The organism is Streptomyces sp. NPDC021225, from assembly GCF_044332865.1.
In the GTDB taxonomy this organism is placed as follows: domain Bacteria; phylum Actinomycetota; class Actinomycetes; order Streptomycetales; family Streptomycetaceae; genus Streptomyces.
In genome coordinates this window covers 1,069,599-1,091,554 of the sequence record NZ_JBIRPV010000002.1, presented here as the reverse complement: position 1 = coordinate 1,091,554, position 21,956 = coordinate 1,069,599, and the positions used below count along the sequence as shown (strand labels likewise).

Sequence of the window (21,956 nt, the reverse complement as noted above, 5' to 3'; positions counted from 1 at the left end):
CGCAACCCGCCGCAAGGCGGCACAACCGATACAAAGGACAAAAGCCGCCAAAGCATATACGCCCGCAACGCCGTCAGGTGATCCTATGATCGGTCGCATCCCCGTCCTGGACATCCGCCCGCTCATCGACTGCGGCCGCCGCCCCGCGAAGGCGGTGGTGGGCGAGACCTTCCAAGTCAGCGCCACCGTGTTCCGGGAGGGCCACGACGCGGTCAGGGCCAATGTCGTGCTGCGCGACCCGGCCGGGCGCTCGGGCCCCTGGACACCGATGCGCGAACTCGCCCCCGGCACCGACCGCTGGGGCGCCGATGTCACCCCGACCTCGCCGGGCCGCTGGTCGTACACGGTCGAGGCCTGGAGCGACCCGATCGGCACCTGGCGCCATCACGCCACCGTCAAGATCCCCGCCGGGATCGACACCGATCTGGTCCTGGAGGAGGGCGCGCGGCTGCATGAGAGAGCCGCGGGGGCCGTCCCCAAGAGCGACGGCCGGGAGTCGGTGCTGCGCGCCGTCGACGGACTGCGCGACGAGCGGCGCCCGGTGGCCGACCGGCTCGCCGCCGCCCTCGCCCCCGAGGTCGCCGAGGTCCTCGGCCGCCACCCGCTGCGCGAGCTGGTCACCGCCTCCCGTTCGATGCCGCTCCTGGTGGAGCGGGAGCGCGCGCTGTTCGGGTCCTGGTACGAGCTGTTCCCGCGCTCGGAGGGGGCCAGGGTCGCCGAGGACCGGCGGCCGGTGAGCGGCACCCTGCGCACCGCGGCCGAGCGGTTGCCCGCCGTCGCGGCCGCGGGCTTCGACGTGGTGTACCTCCCGCCGATCCACCCCATCGGCAGCTCCTTCCGCAAGGGCCCCAACAACGCGCTCTCGGCAGGCCCGTACGACGTCGGCTCCCCCTGGGCCATCGGCTCCGCCGACGGCGGCCACGACGCGGTCCACCCCGACCTCGGCACCCTCGCCGACTTCGACCACTTCGTGGCCCGCGCCCGCGAGCTGCGCATGGAGGTCGCGCTCGACTTCGCCCTCCAGTGCTCGCCCGACCACCCCTGGGTGAACAAGCACCCGGAGTGGTTCCACCGGCGGGCCGACGGCACCATCGCGTACGCCGAGAACCCGCCCAAGAAGTACCAGGACATCTACCCGATCGCGTTCGACACGGACTTCACCGGGCTGGTCCGCGAGACCGAGCGGGTGCTGCGCTTCTGGATGTCCCGCGGCGTGCGGATCTTCCGGGTGGACAACCCGCACACCAAGCCCGTGGTCTTCTGGGAGAAGGTGATCGGCGACATCAACCGGACCGACCCCGATGTCATCTTCCTCGCCGAGGCCTTCACCCGGCCGGCCATGATGCACACCCTCGGCGCCGTCGGCTTTCAGCAGTCGTACACCTACTTCACCTGGCGGAACACCAAACAGGAGCTCACCGACTACCTCACCGAGCTGTCCGGCGAGGCGGCCGGATCCATGCGGCCCAATCTCTTCGTGAACACCCCGGACATCCTGCACGCCCACCTCCAGCAGGGCGGCCGCCCCGCCTTCGAGGCGCGGGCCGTGCTGGCCGCCACCCTCTCCCCCACCTGGGGCGTCTACGCGGGCTTCGAGCTGTGCGAGAACACCCCGCTGCGCCCCGGCAGCGAGGAGTACCTGGACTCCGAGAAGTACCAGCTGCGGCCGCGCGACTGGGCGGCCGCCGAGCGCGCGGAGCGCACCATCACACCGCTGCTCACCTGTCTGAACCGGCTGCGGCGTCGCCAGCCCGCCCTGCGGCAGCTGCGCAACCTGCGATTCCACCACGCCGACAACGACTCTGTCATCGCCTACTCGAAGCGAACGGGCGACTCGTGCGTGCTGACGGTCGTCAACCTGGACCCCCACCACACCCAGGAGGCGACGGTCTCGTTGGACATGCCGGAACTCGGCCTCGACTGGCATGAGTCCGCCCCGGTGCGCGACGAGCTCACCGGCGAGACCTATCACTGGGGCAGGGACAACTATGTGCGCCTGGAGCCGGGCCGTCCGATGGCTCCCGCGCATGTGCTGTCCCTGCGACCGTCCTCACCGATCGGAGGGTCACCCACATCATGATCTTCAACGAGCCCGTCCCGGATAAGTTCGAGGACACTCCGGCCAAGGACCGCGATCCCGACTGGTTCAAGCGCGCCGTCTTCTACGAGGTGCTGGTGCGCTCCTTCCAGGACAGCAACGGCGACGGCGTCGGCGACCTCAAGGGGCTCACGGCCAAACTCGACTATCTCCAGTGGCTGGGCGTGGACTGCCTCTGGCTGCCACCCTTCTTCGCCTCCCCGCTGCGCGACGGCGGCTACGACGTGTCCGACTACACCGCCGTGCTGCCGGAATTCGGGGACCTCGCCGACTTCGTCGAGTTCGTGGACGCCGCCCATCAGCGCGGGATGCGGGTGATCATCGACTTCGTCATGAACCACACCAGCGATCAGCACCCGTGGTTCCAGGAGTCCCGCACCGACCCGGACGGGCCGTACGGCGACTACTACATGTGGGCCGACGACGACAAGCAGTACCAGGACGCCCGGATCATCTTCATCGACACCGAGACCTCCAACTGGACCTTTGACCCGGTACGCAAGCAGTACTACTGGCACCGCTTCTTCGCGCACCAGCCGGACCTCAACTTCGAGAACCCCGCCGTCCAGGAGGAGGTACTGGCCGCCCTGCGCTTCTGGCTGGACCTGGGCATCGACGGTTTCCGGCTGGACGCCGTCCCCTATCTGTACGCGGAGGAGGGCACCGACTGCGAGAACCTGCCCCGCACCCACGAGATGCTGAGGCGGGTCCGCGCCGAGATCGACGCCCACTACCCGGACACCGTGCTGCTCGCCGAGGCCAACCAGTGGCCCGAAGACGTCGTCGACTACTTCGGCGACTTCACCAAGGGCGGCGACGAGTGCCACATGGCCTTCCACTTTCCGGTCATGCCGCGCATCTTCATGGCCGTGCGGCGCGAATCCCGCTACCCGGTCTCGGAGATCCTCGCCAAGACCCCCGCCATCCCCTCCGGCTGCCAGTGGGGCATCTTCCTGCGCAACCACGACGAGCTGACGCTGGAGATGGTCACCGACGAAGAGCGCGACTACATGTACGCGGAGTACGCCAAGGACCCCAGAATGCGGGCCAACATCGGCATCCGCAGACGACTGGCGCCGCTGCTGGACAACGACCGCAACCAGATCGAGCTGTTCACCGCGCTGCTGCTGTCCCTGCCCGGCTCGCCGATCCTCTACTACGGCGACGAGATCGGCATGGGCGACAACATCTGGCTCGGCGACCGCGACGCCGTGCGCACCCCCATGCAGTGGACCCCCGACCGCAACGCAGGCTTCTCCTCCTGCGACCCGGGCCGGCTGTTCCTGCCGACGATCATGGACCCGGTCTACGGCTACCAGGTCACCAACGTCGAAGCGGCCATGAGCAGCCCCTCCTCGCTGCTCCACTGGACCCGCCGGATGATCGAGATCCGCAAGCAGAACCCCGCCTTCGGGCTCGGCTCCTTCACCGAGCTGTCCTCCTCCAACCCCGCCGTCCTCGCCTTTCTGCGCGAGGCGCCGCCGACGGAGGACGGCGGGGACGACCTCGTGCTGTGCGTGAACAACTTCTCGCGCTTCGCCCAGCCCACCGAGCTCGATCTCCAGGCCTTCACCGGCCGCCATCCGGTCGAGCTGATCGGCGGTGTCCGCTTCCCCGCCATCGGAGAGCTCCCGTATCTGCTGACGCTCGCCGGCCACGGCTTCTACTGGTTCCGGCTGCGAGCGGGCGACGCGGCGGGGCACTGGACGGACTGACCTCCCGGGCGCGCCGCTCTCGTCCGTACGCGCCCATCCCGGGCGCGTACGGGCGTTTTCGGCACCACATCATGGGCAGCCTCCCTACTACCACACGGGCGGAGCCGATCGCGTACTCCGTACTGCTCCGTACTCCTCCGTACTGCTCCGTACTCGCCGTACGGACGATCCTCGCCCGACACGTCCCGCACCGTCGCACAGTCAATGCCGCAATCCGGGACACTTTGCCCTGATCTGTCGTGTGCCCGGGGAAAGGACGCGACGCCATGCCGGAAGCTTCATTCTCCCGGGGGGCACAGCACCCGCCGACGGCTGTACCGCGGGCCGACCCCCCGCCGTCCCCTACCCGTGTCACTCGCGCCACCGCGGCCACGGGCCCCACCGGGCTGCTCGCCTCCCTCGCCCCCCTGCTCACGGAATGGCTGCCCCGACAGCGCTGGTTCGCGGGCAAGGGCCGCCCCGTCACCGGCTTCGCGCTCGTCTCCGCGACCGAACTGCTGCCGTGCGCGACCGGCGGCACCACGCCCGGCCTGCTCCATCTCCTGGTCCGCGCCCAGCAGCCCGAGCCCCCCGGTCACCGCCACGGCTCCGGCTGCGGGCACCGGCGCGGCGCGGCGGCCAGCGACTGCTACCAGCTCCTCCTCGGGGTGCGCGCCACCCTCCCGCCCCGGCTCGCCCCCGCCCTCATCGGCCGCCCGAGCGGCGGGCCGGTGCACGGTCTGACCGTCTACGAGGCGCTGCTGGACCCCCGCCTCGCCACGCTCCTCCTCGAACGGCTGCGGATGCCCGGCACCCTCGGGCCGCTGCGCTTCCTGTGCGAGCCGTCCGCGGCCATCCCTTCGGGGCTCGCGCCCCGGCTGCTGACCACCGAGCAGTCCAACTCCTCGGTGATCTACGGAGATACGTTTATCCTCAAGCTCTTCCGCCGGGTGAGCCCCGGCACCAACCCCGACCTCGAGCTGCCCCTGGCCCTCGCCCACACGGGCTGTACCCGGGTGCCCGCCCCGGCCGCCTGGTTCGAGGCCGCCCCACCTGTCGAGGGCGCGGGCGCGGGCCCGCGTACCGATCCCTTCACCCTCGGCGTGCTCCAGCCCTATCTCGCCGGCTCCACCGACGGCTGGCAGCTCGCCCTCGACGCGCTGACCACCGGGGACGACTTCACCGAAGCCGCACACGCCCTCGGCCGGGCCACCGCCGAGGTCCATCTGGCGATGGCCCGCACGCTGCCCACCTCCGTTCTGCGCAGGCCCCAGATCGAACACCTGGCGGCCGTGATGTCCGAGCGCCTGGACTCGGCCGCCGCGGCCGTACCCGCCCTCCACCCCTACCGCGCCGCGCTGCACACCGCGTACGAGGACCTGGCCGCGCTCGGCCGCGCCGGGCGCACCTGGACGGCCCAGCGCATCCACGGCGATCTGCACCTGGGCCAGGTGCTGCGGCAGTCCGCCGGGGGCGGCACCGGCAGTGACGTGGCGGGGGGCGAGGTGCGCTGGTCCCTGATCGACTTCGAGGGCGAGCCTTCACGCCCGCTCGACGAACGCCGCCGCCCGCAGCCACCGGTGCGCGACATCGCGGGCATGCTCCGCTCGTTCGACTACGCGGCGGCCGTGGGCGGCCACGACAGCCCCCCGGACTGGGCCGGCCGCACCCGGGCCGCGTACTGCGCGGGCTACGCGGAGGCGTCGGGTACCGACCCGCGCGACGAACCGGAGCTGCTGCGGGCCCATGAGACCGACAAGGCGGTGTACGAGGTGGTCTACGAGGCCCGCCACCGCCCCGAGTGGCTGCCCGTCCCCATGTCCGCCATCCGCCGTCTGGCGGCCGCCCGCACCTGACACACACCCAGTCCCCTGGGAGGACACCCCCGTGACCGCACGTCCGCCCTCCGACCAGACCCCGCCCGACCAGCCTCCGCCCGACCCGTCCGCACCACTCCCGCCTGTCCCCGCCACCTTCCGCCCGGACGCCGCCCACCGCGCCGCCGCGCACGGCCCAGGAGACGGCCCCATGTCCCGCTCCTCGTACGCCGCCCCGCCCACCCCCCGGGCGCCCAGGCCCGACCCCGCCGACCCACCGGCCGCCGACCCGCCGCGCCCGCAGGCCACGCCCCGCCGCGAGGCCGCGCCGCCCTCCGGCGGAGGTGTGCGACCCGCGGCGCCGCTCGGGGACACCGACCGGCAGCGGCTGCTCTCCGGCTCCCACCACGACCCGCACGCCCTCCTCGGGGCCCACCCCGTGCGCGGCGGAATCCTCTTCCGCGCCCTGCGCCCGTACGCCCGGTCCGTGGCCGTCACCGCCACCGGGCTGAGCGCCCGGCTGCGGCCCGAGGGGGACGGGCTGTTCTCCGGGGTGATCCCGCTCCGGGAGATCCCCGACTACCGGCTGCTGGTCGACTACGAGAACGGAGAGGACAGGGGGTACGGGTACGGGGACAGGGGGTACGGGGACGGGGACAGGGACGGGCAGCACGACCCGTACCGCTTCCTCCCCGCCCTCGGCGAGCTCGATCTGCATCTGATCGGCGAGGGCCGTCACGAGGAGCTGTGGCGCGCGCTGGGCGCGCATCCGATGACGCACCAGGGCGTGGCCGGGACCCGGTTCACGGTGTGGGCGCCGGACGCGCGCGGCGTGCGCGTGGCCGGGGACTTCAACTACTGGGACGGCACCGCCTTCCCGATGCGCTCGCTCGGCGGCAGCGGCGTGTGGGAGCTGTTCCTGCCCGGCGTGGGCGAGGGCGCGGTGTACAAGTTCGACATCACCCGCCCGGACGGGAGCCACACCCAGCGGGCCGACCCCATGGCGCGCCGCACCGAGTGCCCGCCCGCCACCGCCTCGATCGTGCACACCTCCCACCACAAGTGGCGCGACGAGGAGTGGCTGGCGCGCCGGGCGGGCCAGCGCGTCCACGAGTCGCCGTTCTCGGTGTACGAGGTGCATCTGCCCTCGTGGCGGCCGGGCCTGAGCTACCGCCGGCTGGCCGAGCAGCTCCCCGCGTACGTCAAGGACCTCGGCTTCACGCATGTCGAGCTGATGCCGGTGGCCGAGCATCCCTTCGGCGGCTCGTGGGGCTACCAGGTCACCGGCTTCTACGCGCCCACCGCCCGGCTCGGCACCCCCGACGACTTCAAGTACCTGGTGGACGCCCTGCACCAGGCGGGCATCGGGGTGCTGGTCGACTGGGTGCCCGCGCACTTCCCCCGGGACGACTGGGCGCTGGCCGAGTTCGACGGCAGGCCGCTGTACGAGCCCGCCGACCCGGCCCGGGCCGCGCACCCGGACTGGGGCACGCTGGAGTTCGACTACGGCCGCACGGAGGTGCGCAACTTCCTGGTGGCGAACGCCGTGTACTGGTGCGAGGAGTTCCATGTGGACGGCCTGCGGGTGGACGCCGTGGCCTCCATGCTCTACCTCGACTACTCCCGCGAGCCGGGCCAGTGGACACCCAACGTCCACGGCGGCCGGGAGAACCTGGACGCGGTCGCCTTCCTCCAGGAGATGAACGCCACCGTCTACCGCCGCTGCCCCGGTGTGCTGACGATCGCCGAGGAGTCCACCGCCTGGGACGGCGTCACCCGGGCCACCCACCATATCGGCGCCAGCGGCTTCGGCGGCCTCGGCTTCGGGCTGAAGTGGAACATGGGGTGGATGCACGACTCGCTCGGCTACATCGGCCACGAGCCGGTGCACCGCAAGTACCACCACCACGAGATGACGTTCTCGATGGTGTACGCGTACAGCGAGAACTACGTGCTGCCCATCTCGCACGACGAGGTGGTGCACGGCAAGCGGTCGCTGGTGTCGAAGATGCCCGGCGACTGGTGGCAGCAGCGCGCCGACCACCGTGCGTACCTGGGCTTCATGTGGGCGCACCCGGGCAAGCAGCTCCTCTTCATGGGGCAGGAGTTCGCGCAGGGCGCGGAGTGGTCGGAGAGCCACGGCCCGGACTGGTGGCTGCTCGACCCCTCGTACGCCGCCGAGCCCGACCACCGCGGCGTACGCGACCTGGTGCGTGAGCTGAACCGGGCGTACCGGGCCACCCCCGCGCTGTGGCAGCGGGACACCGTCCCGGAGGGGTTCGCCTGGGTCGAGGGCGACGCGCGCGAGGACAATGTCTTCGCGTTCCTGCGCTTCGCCGCGGACGGTTCGCCGCTGCTGGCCATCAGCAACTTCTCGCCCGTCGTACGCCCCGACTACCGCGTCGGCGTGCCCGACCGGTTCCCCCTGTGGCGCGAGGTGCTGAACACCGACGACGCCCGCTACGGCGGCAGCGGTGTGGCCAACCCGGAACCGCTCAAGGCCGAGCCCACCGCCTCGCACGGGCGACCCGCAAGCATCCTGCCGGTGCTGCCGCCGCTGGCCACGGTCTGGCTGCGGCCCGCCTGACGTCGGCGCGGCGCTCCCTCAGGCCGCCGCCCCGCCCTCAGGCCGCCGCCGCCCGGCCCGGTTCCGCCGGTGTCGCCGACGCCGCCGCCTCCAGTACGGCCACCCGCTCGGCCGGGGACGGGACGCGGCACATGGCGGCGCTCAGCCGGGCGGCGGCCCGCGCATGGCGGGGGTCGTCCAGCAGCGCCTCCACGGCCTCGCCGATGACGGCCGGGTCGGCCTGCCGCTCCGGGGGCGGGAGCAGCCCGGCGCCGGCGTTCCGCAGCCGCTCGCCGATCTCGGCGGTGACCGGGATCCGCGGCAGCACCAGCTGCGGCACCCCGGCCGCCGCCGCGGTGAGGCCGGTGCCCGAGCCGCCGTGGTGGACGACGGCGGCGCAGGTGGGCAGCAGTTCCGACATGGGCACGCCGGCGGCCACCCGCACCCGGTCCGGCAGCCCGGCCAGCCGCCCGGCCTGAGCCGCGTCCACGGCCAGCACCACCTCCAGGCCCCGGCCGGCCAGCGCGTGCGCGGCGCCGGTCAGCAGGTCCGGGGGCGCGCCGGGGCCCGTCTTGGCCGCGGACACCCCCGCGGTGACGCACACCCGGGGCCGGGAGCGTTCCTCGACCACCCAACGGGGCACAACCCCGCGGCCGTTGCACGGGATGTAACGCACCCCGACGCGGTGCCGGGGCGGCCCGGGGTCGGGCAGCCGCAGCGCGGGCGGGCAGGGGTCGAACCAGGCGGTCGGCCCGTCGCGGGGCTCCACGTCCAGGTCGGTGAACAGCCGGGTGTAGCCGGGGAGCGGACGGGCCCCGAGGTCCTCGTTCTCCACCCGCATGACGGTCGCGGACCCCCAGGTGTGGCCGTAAGCCGGCACGCCGACCGCGGCAGCGGCCACCGTGCCCGCGTAGGCCAGCGTGTCGTGGACGACCACGTCCGGGCGCCAGTGGCGCGCGAAGGCGACGAGCTCGGCGCCCATCGCGCGGGCCACCGCGAACTGCTTGTCGGCCAGGGCGGCCAGCACCGCGCGCTGCCCGGCGTCCAGCAGCTCCGGGCGGGCCGCCCAGCCCTCGGGCCAGCGGCCCGGGGAGCGCCAGGGCGCCAGGTCGGCGCGGTTTCTGATCTGGTCCACGGCCACGTCCCGCCCGACCGGTACCGCGGTCAGACCGCTGCGGGTCACCGCCGCCGCGCACGGCGGCGGCGCGGCGATCCGTACCTCGTGCCCCGCGGCCTGGCAGGCCCAGGCGAGCGGGACGAGGCTGAGCAGATGGGTCGGTTCGGCCCAGGTCACGAAGAGCGCACGCATGGCGGCGAGGTTCGCGCCACACCCTCGTACGGTCCTTGTACGGCCCTCGGACAGCCCTCGCACCCTGGTCGAACGCGCCCCTCGACCACCCTGCGATCCATGGTCGAGAGCCCCCCGCGAGGCTGTGCCGCCCCTCAACGCGGGAGAGGAACAACGACATGAACGAGACCGCACCGGTCGTGGTGGTCGCCCACTTCGAACTCGCCGACGCGTGCGAGCAGAACGCCGACGCTTTCGAGAAGGCATTCGCCCAGTACTGGGACTACTGCGCCGACCAGGAGGGCTTTCTGCGCGCGCTGCTTCTGCGGTCGCCGGACAGCCTCGGCAGCCAGGTGATCCTCACCGAATGGCGCGACGCGCTCGCCTACAAGGCAGCGGTGTCCTCCCCGGCCTTCTATGTGTGCGCGGGCGCGGAACTGCTGGACCTCGCCGACCTCGACAACGACCACGGGAAGGTGCTGGCGGCTGCCGGCGGGGGTGGTCAGGACGGCGGCGGGGGCGGCCCGCGGTGCGTGCTGACGACGTACACCCTGCGCGAAGGCGCCGCCGCCGGGGAACTGGAGCGGGCACTGGGCGCGGAGCTCGGCGACGCGGCGCGGCAGCCCGGCTTCGGCCGCGGCTCGGTCATCGCCTCGGCGCGCCGCGCGGGCCGGTACACGACCGTCGTACGGACGGAGGACGCGGCCCGCGCGGTGGCCCGGCTCTCCGCGGCCCGGGCGGACGCGGACCACGAGACGCGGGTGTACGACGTCATCGCGCAGAGCCCCGCCCCGGCCGCGGAGAACGGGACCGCCGCCCGCTGAGCGCGGTCAGCCCACCAGCCGCTCCAGGTCGGTGACGATCTGGGGCGGTGCGGGCAGCCGCCGCATCTCGCGGCTCAGCTCAGCGGCGGCCTTGGCGTAGCCGGGCTCGTCCAGGAGGGCGGTCAGGGCCTCGCGCAGCCGCTCCGGGTCGTCCTGGGCCGCCGCGTCGTCGAAGGTGATGCCCGCGCCCGCGGCGGCGATCCGGTCGCCCGCGTCGAACATGTCGGTCAGCTGGGGCAGCACGAGCTGGGGCAGACCGAAGGCGGTCGCGGTCAGCGCGGTGCCCGCGCCGCCGTGGTGGACCATCGCGTCGCACGTGCGGAGGAACAGATGGAGCGGGGTGGGGTCGATCAGCCGCACATTGGACGGCACGGGACCGACGCGTTCGCGGTACGCCTCGTCGATGGTCGCGAGCGCCTCGACGTCCCCCAGTCCGTCGAAGGCCCGCAGCAGCCGCCGCACATGCGGGATGCCGCCCAGCTCCAGCGTGCGCACCCCCAGGGACACGGCCACCCGCCGCTTCCCCGGACTCCGCCGGTCCGCGCGCAGCCAGGACGGCACCGGGCCGCTGCCGTTGGACGGGATGTAGCGCACCGGGGTGCCCGGCAGCGCGTCCGGGAGCTGAAGCACCGGCGGGCACGGGTCGAGCAGCACCGCCGGATCGGGCAGGCCCTCGAGCCCCAGGCGGCGGCACACGCCCTGGAGGGCGAGCCGGGCCGCGGGGTACGCGCCGGCCGTGTACGGGTCGACGCCCCAGCGGTGCTGCACCGCCGGTACGCCCAGCACCCCGGCCACGATCGGCGCGCCGAACTCCAGCATGTCGGAGACGACGAGGTCGGGGCGGAACACGCGGGCGAAGTCGAGGTAGTCCGGCAGCACATACCGGGTGTGCGACATCCACACCCGCGTGGATCCCACCACCTCCTCGGGCGTGGGGCGGCCGCGCGTCTCGATCAGCCGCTTCCCTTCCGGGAGCGTGGCCCGCAGAATCTCGTCGGCGTGGAACCACTCGCCCATGGTCACGGTGGACAGCCCGGCCGAGCGGACCGTTCCCGTCACATCCGGCTGCCCGGCGAACAGCACCTCGTGGCCCGCCGAGCGCAGCGCCCAGGCCAGCGGCACCAGGGGCTGGGCATGGGTCGATACGGGCGTGGACAGCATCAGGACACGCATCCGGACTCCTCCGTCCTCTCGGACTCATCGATCCCTGCCGACCCCGCTGCCCCCACCGACCCCGCTGCCCCCACCGACCCCGCGACGAGCTGTTCGAGGTCCGCGGCGACGCGCGCGGGCGAGGGCATCCGCCGCACCACCGAAGCCAGTTCGGCGGCGGCCGCGCGGTAGCCGTCCTCCGCGAGCAGCGCGCCGAGCGCCTCGCGTACCCGCCGCGGGTCGTCCTGGTCCGCCGCGCGCTCGATGCCGATCCCCGCGCCGACGGCGGCCACCGCGTCGCCCGCGGCGAACTGGTCCATGATCTGCGGCAGTACGAGCTGCGGCAGGCCCGCGGCGGTGGCGGTCATCGCGGTGCCGCAGCCCCCGTGGTGGACGATCGCGTCGCAGGTGTCCAGGAACAGGCTCAGCGGCGTCGGATCGACGACACGTACCGCGTCCGGCAGGTCGCCGAGGCGCGGCTGAAGGCTCGGGTCGACGGTCACCACGGCCTCCGTGTCCGGCAGCCCGTCGAAGGCCGCCAGCACGTGGCGCAGCAGCGGCATCCCGTTCAGCAGCAGCGTCTGCTGCCCGAAGGTGACGCACACCCGGCGCGCCGCGCGCCGCCGGCGTACCCACTCGGGCCTGGTGCCCCGGCCGTTGAAGGGCACGAAGCGGATGGGGGTGCCGGGCGCGGCGTCCGGGACCTGGAGCACCGGCGGACACGGGTCGAGGACGAGCGTGGGCTCCGGCAACCCGTCAAGCCCCAGCCTGCGGCACAGCCCGTCGAGGAACACCTCCGCTATCGGCCGGGCCGGGCCGCTGAGCGGGTCCACGCCCCAGCGGTGCCGTACGGAGGGCACTCCGAGCACCCCGGCCACCACGGGCGCGGCGAAGTCGAGCTGCTCCCCGACGACCAGGTCCGGCCGCCAGTCGCGGGCCACCTCCAGATAGGCGGGGATCAGATAGCGGGCGTGGACGGCGACCGCCTTGGCGTTGCCCGCCAGGGCCATCCGGTTGTCCCGCCCCAGGGCCTGAAGCGGCCGGACCCCGGGCGGCAGATAGGGCTCCAGCCAGTCGTTGTGGTGGAACCAGCCGCCCACGCACACGCTGTCGAGCCCGGCCGCGTGCGCCATGTCCTGGACGTCGGGCTGCCCGGCCACCAGCACCTCGTGGCCCGCGGCCCGCAGCGCCCAGGCGAGCGGCACCATCGGGGGCAGGTGGGTGGGCATGGGCGTGGTCATCATCAGTACACGCATGGCCGGGAGTGTGCGCACCGGGCGTCGAGCCGGTCTCGCGGGCGGCTCGACGCCCGCTCGGCTCCGATCCGCGATGGCCCACCGGGGGACGCGGCGGCCCCGCCACCCTCCTTCGAGGGGCGCTCGACCGCGCCCCTGAATGCTCCTCGCGGAGCGAAGAGGAAGGAACCCCGCTGATGCGCGTGCTGTTCACCGTGTCCGACTGGCCCAGCCACTGGTTCTCGATGGTGCCGCTCGGCTGGGCGCTACAGGCTGCCGGCCACGAGGTACGAGTCGTCTGCCCGCCCGCCCAGGCCGAGCCGCTCTCCCGGGCCGGGCTGATGCCGGTCCCCGTCCTGGAGAAGGAGTGCGGCGACATCCTGGCGCGGATCGGCAACTTCTCCGACGCGCAGCTGGGCCGCTGGCCCTTCGCCGAGCTGCCGCCGCACCCGGTCACGGGCGAGCCCATCACCTCGTTGGACGCGTTCGAACCGGTCACCTGGCTCGGCGAGAACCGGAAGCAACTGGCCGCCGCCTCGCGCCGCAGCACCGACGCCGCCGTGGAATTCGCCCGCTGGTGGCGACCGCGGCTCGTGGTGCACGACCTGCTGAGCCTGGAAGGGCCGCTCACCGGAAAGGTGCTCGGCGTGCCCTCGCTGCTCCATCTGTGGGGGCCGTTCGCCCAGCACGACGGGGATCTGGGACCGGGGCTCCTCCCCATCGACTTCAGCCGCGCGTTCCGCCGCCATGGTCTGACCGCGCTGCTGCCCGACACCTACGAGCACGTCATCGACCCCTGCCCGGTGAGCGTGGCACCGCCGCTCGGCGCGGCCCGGCGGCATCCGGTGCGCCATGTGCCGTACAACGGTCCCGGGGTCATGCCGACATGGCTGCCGACACTGCCGACACCCGGCGAGCGGCCCCGGGTGTGTGTGGTGTGGAGTACGGCGGTGACCGGGATGTTCGGGCCGTCCACCTTCCCGGTGCCGAGGGTGGTCGAGGCGCTGGCGGCCCTGGACGTGGAGGTGCTCATCACCGTCACCGGCTCCGATCGGGAACGCATCGGCGAACTCCCGCCCGGGATGCGGCTGCTGGAGCTGACCCCGCTCCAGTTGCTGCTGCCCGCCTGCGATCTGGTGATCCACCATGGCGGGGGCGGCTGCGCCATGACCGCGCTCGCCGCCGGCATCCCTCAGCTGATGCTGTCCAACGGCTGGGACCAGGGCACCATCGCCAACCGGATCGCGGCCTCGGGAGCCGGCCTGGCGATGCCCAACGCGGCCGCGGACCCGGCGGCGATCCGCGCCGCCGCCACCGCACTGCTGGGCGACGGCACGCACCGGGCGACGGCGAAGCGGCTGCGGCAGGAGATGGAGTCGCAGCCCGACCCCGCCGAGCTGGTGACGTCCCTGTGCGAACTCGCCGAGGGCGCCGCCCTCGCGGCGCGCTGAGCCGGTCGTGACCCCGCGTCTGACGGTCGTGGTGCTGGGCGGCACCGGCTTCCTCGGCCGGCATATCCGCGAGGCGTTCGAGACGGCCGGCGCGCATGTGCTCGGCGTCTCCAGGAGCGCCCCCGTACGGCTCGAACTGACCCGGGCGTCCACGGACCGGCTGCGCGGCCTGTTCGCGGAGGCGGACGCGGACGTCGTCGTGAACGCCACGGGCCTGATCTGGGGCGCGGACGAGGCCGAGCTGACGGCGGTGAACGCGACCTCGGTCGCCCGGCTGGTCGAAGCGGTCGCGGGCCTGAACCGGAGGGTCCGCCTCGTCCATCTGGGCAGCGTCCACGAGTACGGCCCGGTGCCGCCCGGCACCGGGATCACCGAGGACGTCCCGCAGGAACCCGCCACCGTCTACGGCCGCTCCAAGCTGCTCGGCAGCCGCGCGGTGCTGGACGCGGCGCACGCCGGGGCGGTGGACGGCACGGTGCTGCGGATCGCCAACGTCTACGGGCCCGGCGCCCCGCGCGCCAGTGTGCTGGGCGGCGTCGCCCACCATCTGGCCGCCATCGCGCGCGGGCGGAAGACGGGTGGCGGGCCGGGCGGCAGGCCGGGCGACGCGCCGGACGGCGGGCCTGTCGCTCCGCTGCGGCTGGCCCCGATGGACGTACGGCGGGACTTCGTGGACGTGCGGGACGTCGCCGAAGCGGTGCTGGCGGCCGCGCCGGCGCCGTCGGTCAGCGGTCAGGCCGTCAACATCGGCCGTGGCCAGGCGGTCGGCGTCCGCCGGCTCGTCGATCGCATGATCGCGCTCAGCGGGCTCGCCGTCCCGGTGGTCGAGGAACCGCGCGATGACGCGCGCCGGCCGGAGGCCGAGTGGCAGCGGATGGACATCTCCAGGGCGCGGCGGCTGCTGGACTGGCAGCCACGGCGCGGTGTGGACGAGTCACTGCGCGACCAGCTCGCGGCCCAACTCGCGGGCGTGTGAGCGCGCGGAGGCACACGGAGGGTTGAGATACGCGGGCGCGGCCTCACCAAGGCGTGCCGCCATCAAGGCGCGCCTTCACCAAGTAAACGCGCGCGTGGCATTGACGACCTCACCGTGTGCACCTACATAAGCGTGAGAGCGCTCTCATCCCCGCGACACCCCCCAGTACCCCCCAGCACCCCCCAGCACCCCCCACGGAGCTTCCTGGAGGTCGTTCCCCGTGAGCACACGCACGAGCACCAGACCCAGGGCACCCCTCACCGCCGCGCTGGCCGTCGCCGCACTCGCGCTGGCCGCCCTCGCCACGCTGTTCGGCACCTCGCCCGCGCGGGGCGACGTGCCGCCCGCCGCCGGCTGGAACCTGCAATGGAGCGATGACTTCAACGGCTCCGCGAACACGCTGCCGTCCTCCGCCAACTGGCAGATAGACACCGGCCACTCCTACCCCGGCGGCCCGGGCAACTGGGGCACCGGCGAGATCCAGAACTACACCGACTCCACCAGCAACCTCAGCCTCGACGGCAGCGGCAACCTCCGCATCACCCCGCTCCGCGACGGCGCGGGCAACTGGACCTCGTCCCGCGTCGAGACCAAGCGCGCCGACTTCAAGGCCCCGGCGGGCGGCGTGCTGCGCATCGAGGGCCGCATCCAGATGCCCAACGTCACCGGCAACGCCGCGCTCGGGTACTGGCCCGCGTTCTGGGCGCTCGGCAGTCCGTACCGGGGCAACTACTGGAACTGGCCCGGCATCGGCGAGTTCGACATCATGGAGAACGTCAACGGCATCAACTCCGTCTGGGGAGTGCTCCACTGCGGCGTCAACCCGGGCGGGCCCTGCAACGAGACCACCGGCGTCGGCGCCAGCCGCGCCTGCCCCGGCGCGAGCTGCCAGTCCGCCTTCCACACGTACCGCTTCGAGTGGGACCGCTCCACCACACCCAACCAACTGCGCTGGTACGTGGACGACCAGCAGTTCCACAGCGTCAGCCAGAACAGCGTCGACGCCGCCACCTGGTCGAACATGACCGACCACGCCGGCTACTTCATCCTGCTGAACGTCGCGGTCGGCGGTGCCTTCCCCGACGGCGTCCACGGCTCGGCCACCCCCACCGCCGCCACCGACCCCGGCCACCCCATGCTCGTCGACTACGTCGCGGTCTGGACCCGCGGCGGCGGCACCACCGACCCGCCCACCGACCCGCCCACCGGCTCCGCCACCCGCTACCTGGGCAGCGGCGGGGCGCTCGGCGCCGCGTCCTCCTCCGCGTCCGCCGCGACCATCGCCTCGGCGGGCGGCGCCAACCACGACGGCACGCCCAACCAGCCCCAGACCTTCACCGCCTCCGGGCTGAACGCCACCTACAACGGCGGCGCCACGCAGTTCGACCTGTTCGTGGACGCGGGCACCACTGTGGCCAACGGCCAGCAGGTCCGTATCTCCTACGACCTCACCGGCGACGGCAGCTGGGACCGCACCGAGACCTACCAGTACTTCGCCACCGACCCCGTCGCGGGCTACGAGCACTACACCCAGGCCCGCGGGCTGAAGTCCGCCACCGGCTCGCTCGGAAACCTGGCCAACGGGAAGGTACGGGTCGAGGTCTGGAACGCCATCGGCAACGGCAGCAGCACCCTGGGGACGGGCAACCAGTCGTACGTCCGGATCCCGTTCGGCTGAGTTCCGCTCGACTGAGCGGAAGGCGGCATCGACAGGGGTACGACATGCGACCTCGCCGGGACGGCTCCAGCCCGTCCCGGCGGTCGCCGATCCCACCTGGCCGCGCGCACTGGGTACAGAACAGCCAGCGGCGCCCCTCACCGCTGTGGGCATCCGAACTCCGGCCGGAATCGGTGGGAACCGCAGGCGATCAGGCTGATGGACAGGAACCGCGCACCCGTGAGATACCAGCCCCCAACGGCGTCCTCCCCGTTCGCCACGTCCTCGGCCACCCGAGCGAAGCGATCCGCCAGGGTCGACGCCGCCCGTTCATACTCCGAGGTGAACGACGGCGTGTGCCCGCGCACCACGTCCGCGAACCAGTCGGCGGCGTCCTGAGGGCTGCTCCACGTGCCTTGGATGAGCGCGGCCGGTTTCAGCAGCCAGTGTGCCCGCTCCAGCGGCACGACCTTGTTCGACATGAACTCGGGGTGCGACGGGCGTCGCGGCCCGTCCTTCATCAGCTCGAACCCGGAGCCGAGCCACATGTATCCGTGGTGGTGATCGGCTGTGCTGTGCGACGTCATCGCTCTCCCTCGTGGACCGGGACGGCCCTCGGACGAGGACCGCCCCATCGGCTGTGTGCGGCCGGCCGAATCAGTGCCGACCGCACCCGTCGCCGGAGCCGCAGCCGCCTGGCTGCGGGGGTGTGGTGTCGTCGGAGTCGGGCATGGTGTCTCCGTCCTCCGGGTCCTGGTGGGCGGAGAGTGCGAGAGGACCAGGCATGGGTAACCTCCTCATGCGGGTGTGCTGACGCCAGGGCCTTCCTCGCGTCGTCGTGCGCTTGCGGCCCGCCTCGGCCGTTCAGGCTGTCCAGGTCCTTTGGCCGGGGCGGGGCTTCATCCCGTAGTGCCGGGACGTCTACGGCGCCACTCGGGCTTCTGAGAGCGCGCGGCGCAGCGCGGCGGGCGGTACGAGTGGGAGCGGGCGGGTGCGGCTTGGCGGTGTGATCCAGTGGACGCCGGCGTTGTCCGCGTCGAGCGTTCCGGTGACCGTGACATAGCAGCTCTCGCCGAGGGCGCTGGTGTCAGGCTCGGTCCAGCACCGTGCCGTGTGCGCGGGCACCAGGAAGTGGACGCGGGGCTTCGGGCCGAGTGGGTCGCAGAGGACCGGGCCGGGGCATCCCGCGTCGCGCAAGCGGTCGGCGACGGCGTGTCCGAGGGGGCCGTCGATAGCGACGGCGTCCCACCAACGCCCGGCCGGGACGGCGTCGATGACGCCGTGGTCCGGTAGCCATGGTGGCCTTGGGTTGCGAGGCGTGATGACGGCGCTTGGGCTCATGAGCAGGACCGTAGGGACAGCGGTTGCTCAGGAGCGCGCCGATTGCACTGGATTGCGTCGGGATGGACCCCGAGTTGCGAGGGGTTGTCTACACGTCCTTCAGCGCGGCCCGCGCTCGAGCGATAAGACGGTGCACTTGGGCCCCGTACACGGCGGACTCGTTCAACCGTTCCCAGACTCGCGTGTACAAGGCGACGTCCGCAGATGACTCAAGGTGCAGCTCGGTGTTGATCGTCTCAACGATTACACGCTTATCGTCGAAGATCCAGAAACCGTGCTTGGGTGTGAGTTTGAGCGCCGCCCCGAGCGGAATGACGCCGAAGTAAACTCCGCTCATGCCGATCAGGCCGACAAGTCGGTCAAGCTGGGCCGCCATGACGTCTCGGGGACAGATCAGGGTGTGCAACACGCCTTCCCAGACGATGACATCGAAGGTCTTGCCCGGCTGGTACAGCACTTCCTGCCGTTTCATCCGGGCCCGTACGGCCTCGTCGGTATCGCGCGGCGACTGCATCAGTTCGGCATTCTGCGTGAACAGGGAGCGAGCATAGTCCGGCACCTGGAACAGCCCCGGGATCACGGTGGCCTCATAGGCCCGCACGGACGCGGTCCGGTGGTACTCAACAACGTACTTCTCCTGCACGCCGCGATGCCCTGCCGCGAGCTGTCGCCGCCATGACCGCTGCTGTGATTCAAGCCCGCGCAGCCTCGCCTTGAGGTCTGCGGCCTCGCTCGGAGCCCCGACCGCCCGGGCCCATGCCTCAAGGTCTTCGGCAGTTGTTGTCTGCTTGCCGTTCTCCAGCCGCGACACCTTCGAGCGCTGCCAGCCGAGTCGGCTCGCTATCTCCTTGCCGTTGAGTCCGGCCTCGGTGCGCAGCTCACGCAGCCGCGCACCGAGGGCGATACGGCCGGCCTGGAAATCGGTGCTCACATGGCTGACGGTACCTGGGCCTGGAACTCTCTCGTAGCCACCGCATAGTGCCAGGCGGCATCGCGAGCCTGGCACGCCCTGACAACCGATTCAGCATCCTCCAGGACGAGCACGCCTTGCGTGACGCCCTCGCCGTCGATCACGAACTTGATGACGACGCGAGAATCGAACAGCCAGAAGTCGTAGTCGGGCAGACCGCTGCGCCGCGCATCCGACCTGCGCAGATTCCGGATGTCCTCTCCGGCTTCCACGTTCCCGAGTCCGGACGCGAGCAGGAAGCGTTGCCCCTCCGTGGGCGGGTCGTCGACCAGCCGAACCCGCTCGAAGCGCTTGCCCGCACCGGTCTGGGCCCGAACATTGGCGTGCCAGGGGTGCTGGGGTTCATAGCGCCCGATGGCTTCGCCCGCCTTCCAGCGTTGCCAATTCGCGCCTTGGCTGTCGGAGGCGTAGCCGCGCTGCGTCTCCAGCCGCCAGGCGGTGTGCTCGAAGTCCTCGAAGAGGTGGGTGATCTCCTCGAAGGGGATGAGGTCGGGCACGCGATCTACTCCTTGGGGGCGTAACGGGTGAGAAGTTCACGAGGCACGACGACGCATGCTTCGGAGCCCTTGAGGTTCCGCACCTGGCCGAGGTGGGCCGGGTCGGTGAGGAGGTCTCCCTGCACGACGAGATCTCCGGTTTCTTCGAGCTCGTACAGCGTGGGGCAGTTGCCGTGTTCGGACGTGGTACCAAGGAACCTGAGCGCCATGGGCGTCGCCTTCCTGCTGGAAGTTGATCAGGCCAGCAGGATGTCGCGGATGGCCGCATCACGCTGGGCGATTGCGCGGGATTGCGAATGTCATTCACCCGCGAGTGTTGCGCCACTCCCTCTCGGCGAGTCACACCAGGTCGTCGAACTCCCCGGCCTTGACGCCCTTGAGCCACGCGTCCATCTCCGAGCGCGTGAAGAAGACGATGCCCGCCTCGGGGGTCTTGCTGTTGCGCACGGCTATTCGGCCGTCGGCCAGCGGCGCGACCTCGACGCATTCGGGGGCATCCTGCGTGCCTCCGGAGAAGCTGCTCTTGCGCCAGTGGGCGTGTGCCAGGTCCGTTTGAGTCGTCGAGTGATCCACTTCGCCCTCTCCCTACAGGAAACGCTCGGCCGCCTCGGCGATAACCTCAAGGGATTCCGCCTGCGACAGAGCCGCTCCGGCCAGCATGCCAAACCTCATGGTCAGAGTCCGCACTCGTGCCCGGTCTTCGATGTACGCGGTACCGGCCGGCCCTTCGGCGTATCCGATATCCGGAGTGGGTTCCGGCAGGCTGAGAATCGAAAACGGCCCTTCCAGGCCGGGGCTTCCGCCGCCGTCATGGGGCAGCACTTGAATGGTGACGTTCTCGCGCTCAGACACATCGAGCAGCTTGCGCATCTGGTCACGCATCACAGCCTTGCGGCCCACAACACGGTGCAGGATGGTCCCGTCGAGGATGAAATGGAACTGTGGCGCGTTCTCCTTGGCGATGATCTGCTGCCGGACCATCCGGGCGGCCACCCGGCGCTCCACCTCGACGGGCGAGAACATCCACGGGTTGACCGCGTCGATCACAGCGCGGGTGTACTCGCCGGTCTGCAACAGCCCTGGTACCAGTTGACTCTGGAAGTCCCTGCGGGCCATCAGTCCGGATTCGAGGCTGAGGAGCGGCCTGAGGCTGGCCGGGACCTCGTCATTGCTGAACCCGGCCCACCAGCCCGGCTCGCTCGCGGCAGTGGCCAGCCGCATCAGCGACTCCAGCTTCTTCTTGTCGGAGATGCAGTAAGCCGCGAAGATCTGCTCCACCTCACGCGGTTTGATGTTGTGCTCGCGGATCTCGACTCGCGAGAGCTTTGAGCGCGACCAGCGTCCGTCCCCTGCCCGCAGCCGCTCGACCGCCTGTTCCTGGGTGAGTCCGGCCTGCTCCCGCAACTCCTTCAATGCGGCGGCGAGTTGCCATCGCAGAACGATGGATCCGCCGCCTTCGACGCCTTGGCTCACAGCGCCCTCCCTGCCCCATCGTGGTGAAATCTGGGATTCCCACTTGCATTGCCGAGCAGGCTACTTCACGCTCTCGGTTACGCACAACGTTCGCCCGAATACTCTGCGTTGGGAGTCATCATGCCTGCCCAGAACGATTACGCCCGCACCCCCGAGCCGTCCCCCTTCGACAAGGAGGTCTGCGAACTGGTCAACGACACCGCGCCCCGCCCGTTCGCCGTCGTCCAGCAGTACGGCCAGGAGGAAGACGCGAGGGTCGCCGCCTGGGGCATGGCATTCGACGACCATTCGGAAGTCACCAGCGTCGAGGGCACCCTGCGGATCAGCACCACCTCGGCCGAGCGCGCCGCGCGGCGGTTCGACCGTAAGCCCCATGTGTCGGCCCGACTGGTGTGGCTCACCCTGACCGGGACTGCCACGTTCGCCCCGCAGTAACCAAGGCAGGTCCGCAGGGTCTTCGTTCGGCGACCCATCTTTGTTCCACGCGCTGGAACGGGTCGCCGAACAATCGCACCGCCGCTGTACTCACTTCCGTACGGCCGAGCAAAGGCGGAAGGAGGACAACATGAAACAGCGGTTGTTGCGGGCGCTCTCCATCGCGCTCATCGCGTGCGGTCTCGTCACCGCGTCCGGCATCACGGCGACGACGGCGAGCGCCGCCCCCGTCTCCAGGTGCTGCTAGTTCACCCGAGCCGGCCGAGTTCCTCGCGGACCCGGCCGGCGTCCGGGTGGCCGAGGGTGTCGAACATGGTCAGGGCCTGCCGCCAGGTGTCCCGGGCGCCGCCCGACGTCGTCGGCGGCCAGCTGGGCGCCGCCCAAGCGGTACATGGTCTCGGCCGCAACAGGTCTTCAGACGGCTCCGGCATGCGAAGGCCGCTTCGACGACCCAGCGGTGGACACCCAGGCCGGAGCCTCCA

General features: G+C 71.8%; 21 protein-coding genes. 9 read left to right on the top strand and 12 right to left on the bottom strand.

Annotation, left to right across the window (positions count from 1 at the left end; all coding sequences use genetic code 11):
• The first annotated feature begins 85 nt into the window (after positions 1-85).
• The 4 genes from ACH4S9_RS12965 to glgB all read left to right on the top strand — a co-directional run bounded on the left by ACH4S9_RS12965 (position 86) and on the right by glgB (position 8,196).
• Complete coding sequence (locus tag ACH4S9_RS12965) at positions 86-2,080, top strand: alpha-1,4-glucan--maltose-1-phosphate maltosyltransferase (protein ID WP_398371638.1); 1,995 nt, start codon at positions 86-88, stop codon at positions 2,078-2,080.
• Entirely contained in the window at positions 2,077-3,813 is a 1,737-nt protein-coding gene (treS, locus tag ACH4S9_RS12960; RefSeq protein ID WP_311727986.1) for a maltose alpha-D-glucosyltransferase, read from the top strand. Before ACH4S9_RS12965 ends, treS begins: the two co-directional genes overlap by 4 nt.
• 266 nt (positions 3,814-4,079) lie before the next feature.
• Positions 4,080-5,648, top strand: coding sequence for a phosphotransferase (locus ACH4S9_RS12955; protein WP_398371635.1), 1,569 nt, complete (start codon positions 4,080-4,082; stop codon positions 5,646-5,648).
• Between the two features lie 31 nt (positions 5,649-5,679).
• On the top strand, positions 5,680-8,196 hold the full coding sequence (gene glgB / locus ACH4S9_RS12950) for a 1,4-alpha-glucan branching enzyme (RefSeq protein ID WP_398371633.1): 2,517 nt from the start codon (positions 5,680-5,682) through the stop codon (positions 8,194-8,196).
• Between the two features lie 37 nt (positions 8,197-8,233).
• Here the strand turns inward: glgB and ACH4S9_RS12945 are convergent, their stop codons facing one another.
• A complete protein-coding gene (locus ACH4S9_RS12945) occupies positions 8,234-9,484 on the bottom strand; it encodes a nucleotide disphospho-sugar-binding domain-containing protein (protein WP_398371631.1) in 1,251 nt (416 codons plus the stop codon).
• A 158-nt stretch (positions 9,485-9,642) separates the two neighbouring features.
• On the opposite strand from ACH4S9_RS12945, the gene ACH4S9_RS12940 reads away from it, so the two are divergent.
• A complete protein-coding gene (locus tag ACH4S9_RS12940) occupies positions 9,643-10,287 on the top strand; it encodes an antibiotic biosynthesis monooxygenase family protein (RefSeq protein WP_311727983.1) in 645 nt (214 codons plus the stop codon).
• A 6-nt stretch (positions 10,288-10,293) separates the two neighbouring features.
• Here the strand turns inward: ACH4S9_RS12940 and ACH4S9_RS12935 are convergent, their stop codons facing one another.
• A complete protein-coding gene (locus tag ACH4S9_RS12935) occupies positions 10,294-11,460 on the bottom strand; it encodes a nucleotide disphospho-sugar-binding domain-containing protein (RefSeq protein WP_398371628.1) in 1,167 nt (388 codons plus the stop codon).
• On the bottom strand, positions 11,448-12,695 hold the full coding sequence (locus ACH4S9_RS12930; protein ID WP_385338895.1) for a nucleotide disphospho-sugar-binding domain-containing protein: 1,248 nt from the start codon (positions 12,693-12,695) through the stop codon (positions 11,448-11,450). The genes ACH4S9_RS12935 and ACH4S9_RS12930 overlap by 13 nt, the downstream gene beginning before the upstream one ends.
• A 176-nt stretch (positions 12,696-12,871) precedes the next feature.
• Here ACH4S9_RS12930 and ACH4S9_RS12925 point away from each other — a divergent pair, with 176 nt between their 5' ends.
• From ACH4S9_RS12925 to ACH4S9_RS12915, 3 genes are all read left to right on the top strand, one after another.
• On the top strand, positions 12,872-14,125 hold the full coding sequence (locus ACH4S9_RS12925) for a nucleotide disphospho-sugar-binding domain-containing protein (protein ID WP_398371626.1): 1,254 nt from the start codon (positions 12,872-12,874) through the stop codon (positions 14,123-14,125).
• Between the two features lie 7 nt (positions 14,126-14,132).
• A complete protein-coding gene (locus ACH4S9_RS12920) occupies positions 14,133-15,101 on the top strand; it encodes an NAD-dependent epimerase/dehydratase family protein (RefSeq protein ID WP_398371624.1) in 969 nt (322 codons plus the stop codon).
• A 220-nt stretch (positions 15,102-15,321) separates the two neighbouring features.
• On the top strand, positions 15,322-16,779 hold the full coding sequence (locus ACH4S9_RS12915; protein WP_398371622.1) for a glycoside hydrolase family 16 protein: 1,458 nt from the start codon (positions 15,322-15,324) through the stop codon (positions 16,777-16,779).
• A gap of 137 nt (positions 16,780-16,916) precedes the next feature.
• Here the strand turns inward: ACH4S9_RS12915 and ACH4S9_RS12910 are convergent, their stop codons facing one another.
• From ACH4S9_RS12910 to ACH4S9_RS12875, 8 genes are all read right to left on the bottom strand, one after another.
• The gene (locus ACH4S9_RS12910; protein ID WP_385338907.1) at positions 16,917-17,345 is read right to left on the bottom strand and encodes a hypothetical protein; all 429 of its coding nucleotides are present in this window, start codon (positions 17,343-17,345) and stop codon (positions 16,917-16,919) included.
• Positions 17,346-17,415: 70 nt separating this feature from the next.
• Positions 17,416-17,544: a hypothetical protein gene (locus tag ACH4S9_RS12905; RefSeq protein ID WP_385338910.1), complete on the bottom strand. Its 129-nt coding sequence runs from the start codon at positions 17,542-17,544 to the stop codon at positions 17,416-17,418.
• A gap of 135 nt (positions 17,545-17,679) precedes the next feature.
• Positions 17,680-18,099: a hypothetical protein gene (locus tag ACH4S9_RS12900; RefSeq protein WP_398371619.1), complete on the bottom strand. Its 420-nt coding sequence runs from the start codon at positions 18,097-18,099 to the stop codon at positions 17,680-17,682.
• Between the two features lie 88 nt (positions 18,100-18,187).
• Complete coding sequence (locus tag ACH4S9_RS12895) at positions 18,188-19,030, bottom strand: helix-turn-helix domain-containing protein (protein ID WP_398371617.1); 843 nt, start codon at positions 19,028-19,030, stop codon at positions 18,188-18,190.
• A complete protein-coding gene (locus ACH4S9_RS12890) occupies positions 19,027-19,566 on the bottom strand; it encodes a DUF6879 family protein (protein ID WP_398371615.1) in 540 nt (179 codons plus the stop codon). The genes ACH4S9_RS12895 and ACH4S9_RS12890 overlap by 4 nt, the downstream gene beginning before the upstream one ends.
• 5 nt (positions 19,567-19,571) lie before the next feature.
• Positions 19,572-19,775, bottom strand: coding sequence for a hypothetical protein (locus ACH4S9_RS12885; protein ID WP_385338922.1), 204 nt, complete (start codon positions 19,773-19,775; stop codon positions 19,572-19,574).
• Positions 19,776-19,905: 130 nt separating this feature from the next.
• Positions 19,906-20,139, bottom strand: a complete 234-nt coding sequence (locus ACH4S9_RS12880; protein ID WP_385338925.1) for a DUF397 domain-containing protein — start codon at positions 20,137-20,139, stop codon at positions 19,906-19,908.
• Positions 20,140-20,151: 12 nt separating this feature from the next.
• Positions 20,152-21,039 carry a helix-turn-helix domain-containing protein gene (locus ACH4S9_RS12875; RefSeq protein ID WP_398371612.1) on the bottom strand — a complete coding sequence of 296 codons (888 nt, stop codon included), beginning with the start codon at positions 21,037-21,039 and terminating at the stop codon, positions 20,152-20,154.
• 120 nt (positions 21,040-21,159) lie between these two features.
• Between ACH4S9_RS12875 and ACH4S9_RS12870 the strand changes: the two genes are divergently transcribed.
• Positions 21,160-21,474, top strand: a complete 315-nt coding sequence (locus ACH4S9_RS12870) for a hypothetical protein (RefSeq protein ID WP_385338931.1) — start codon at positions 21,160-21,162, stop codon at positions 21,472-21,474.
• Between the two features lie 248 nt (positions 21,475-21,722).
• Here the strand turns inward: ACH4S9_RS12870 and ACH4S9_RS12865 are convergent, their stop codons facing one another.
• Positions 21,723-21,905: a hypothetical protein gene (locus ACH4S9_RS12865; RefSeq protein ID WP_385338934.1), complete on the bottom strand. Its 183-nt coding sequence runs from the start codon at positions 21,903-21,905 to the stop codon at positions 21,723-21,725.
• Positions 21,906-21,956 lie beyond the last annotated feature (51 nt).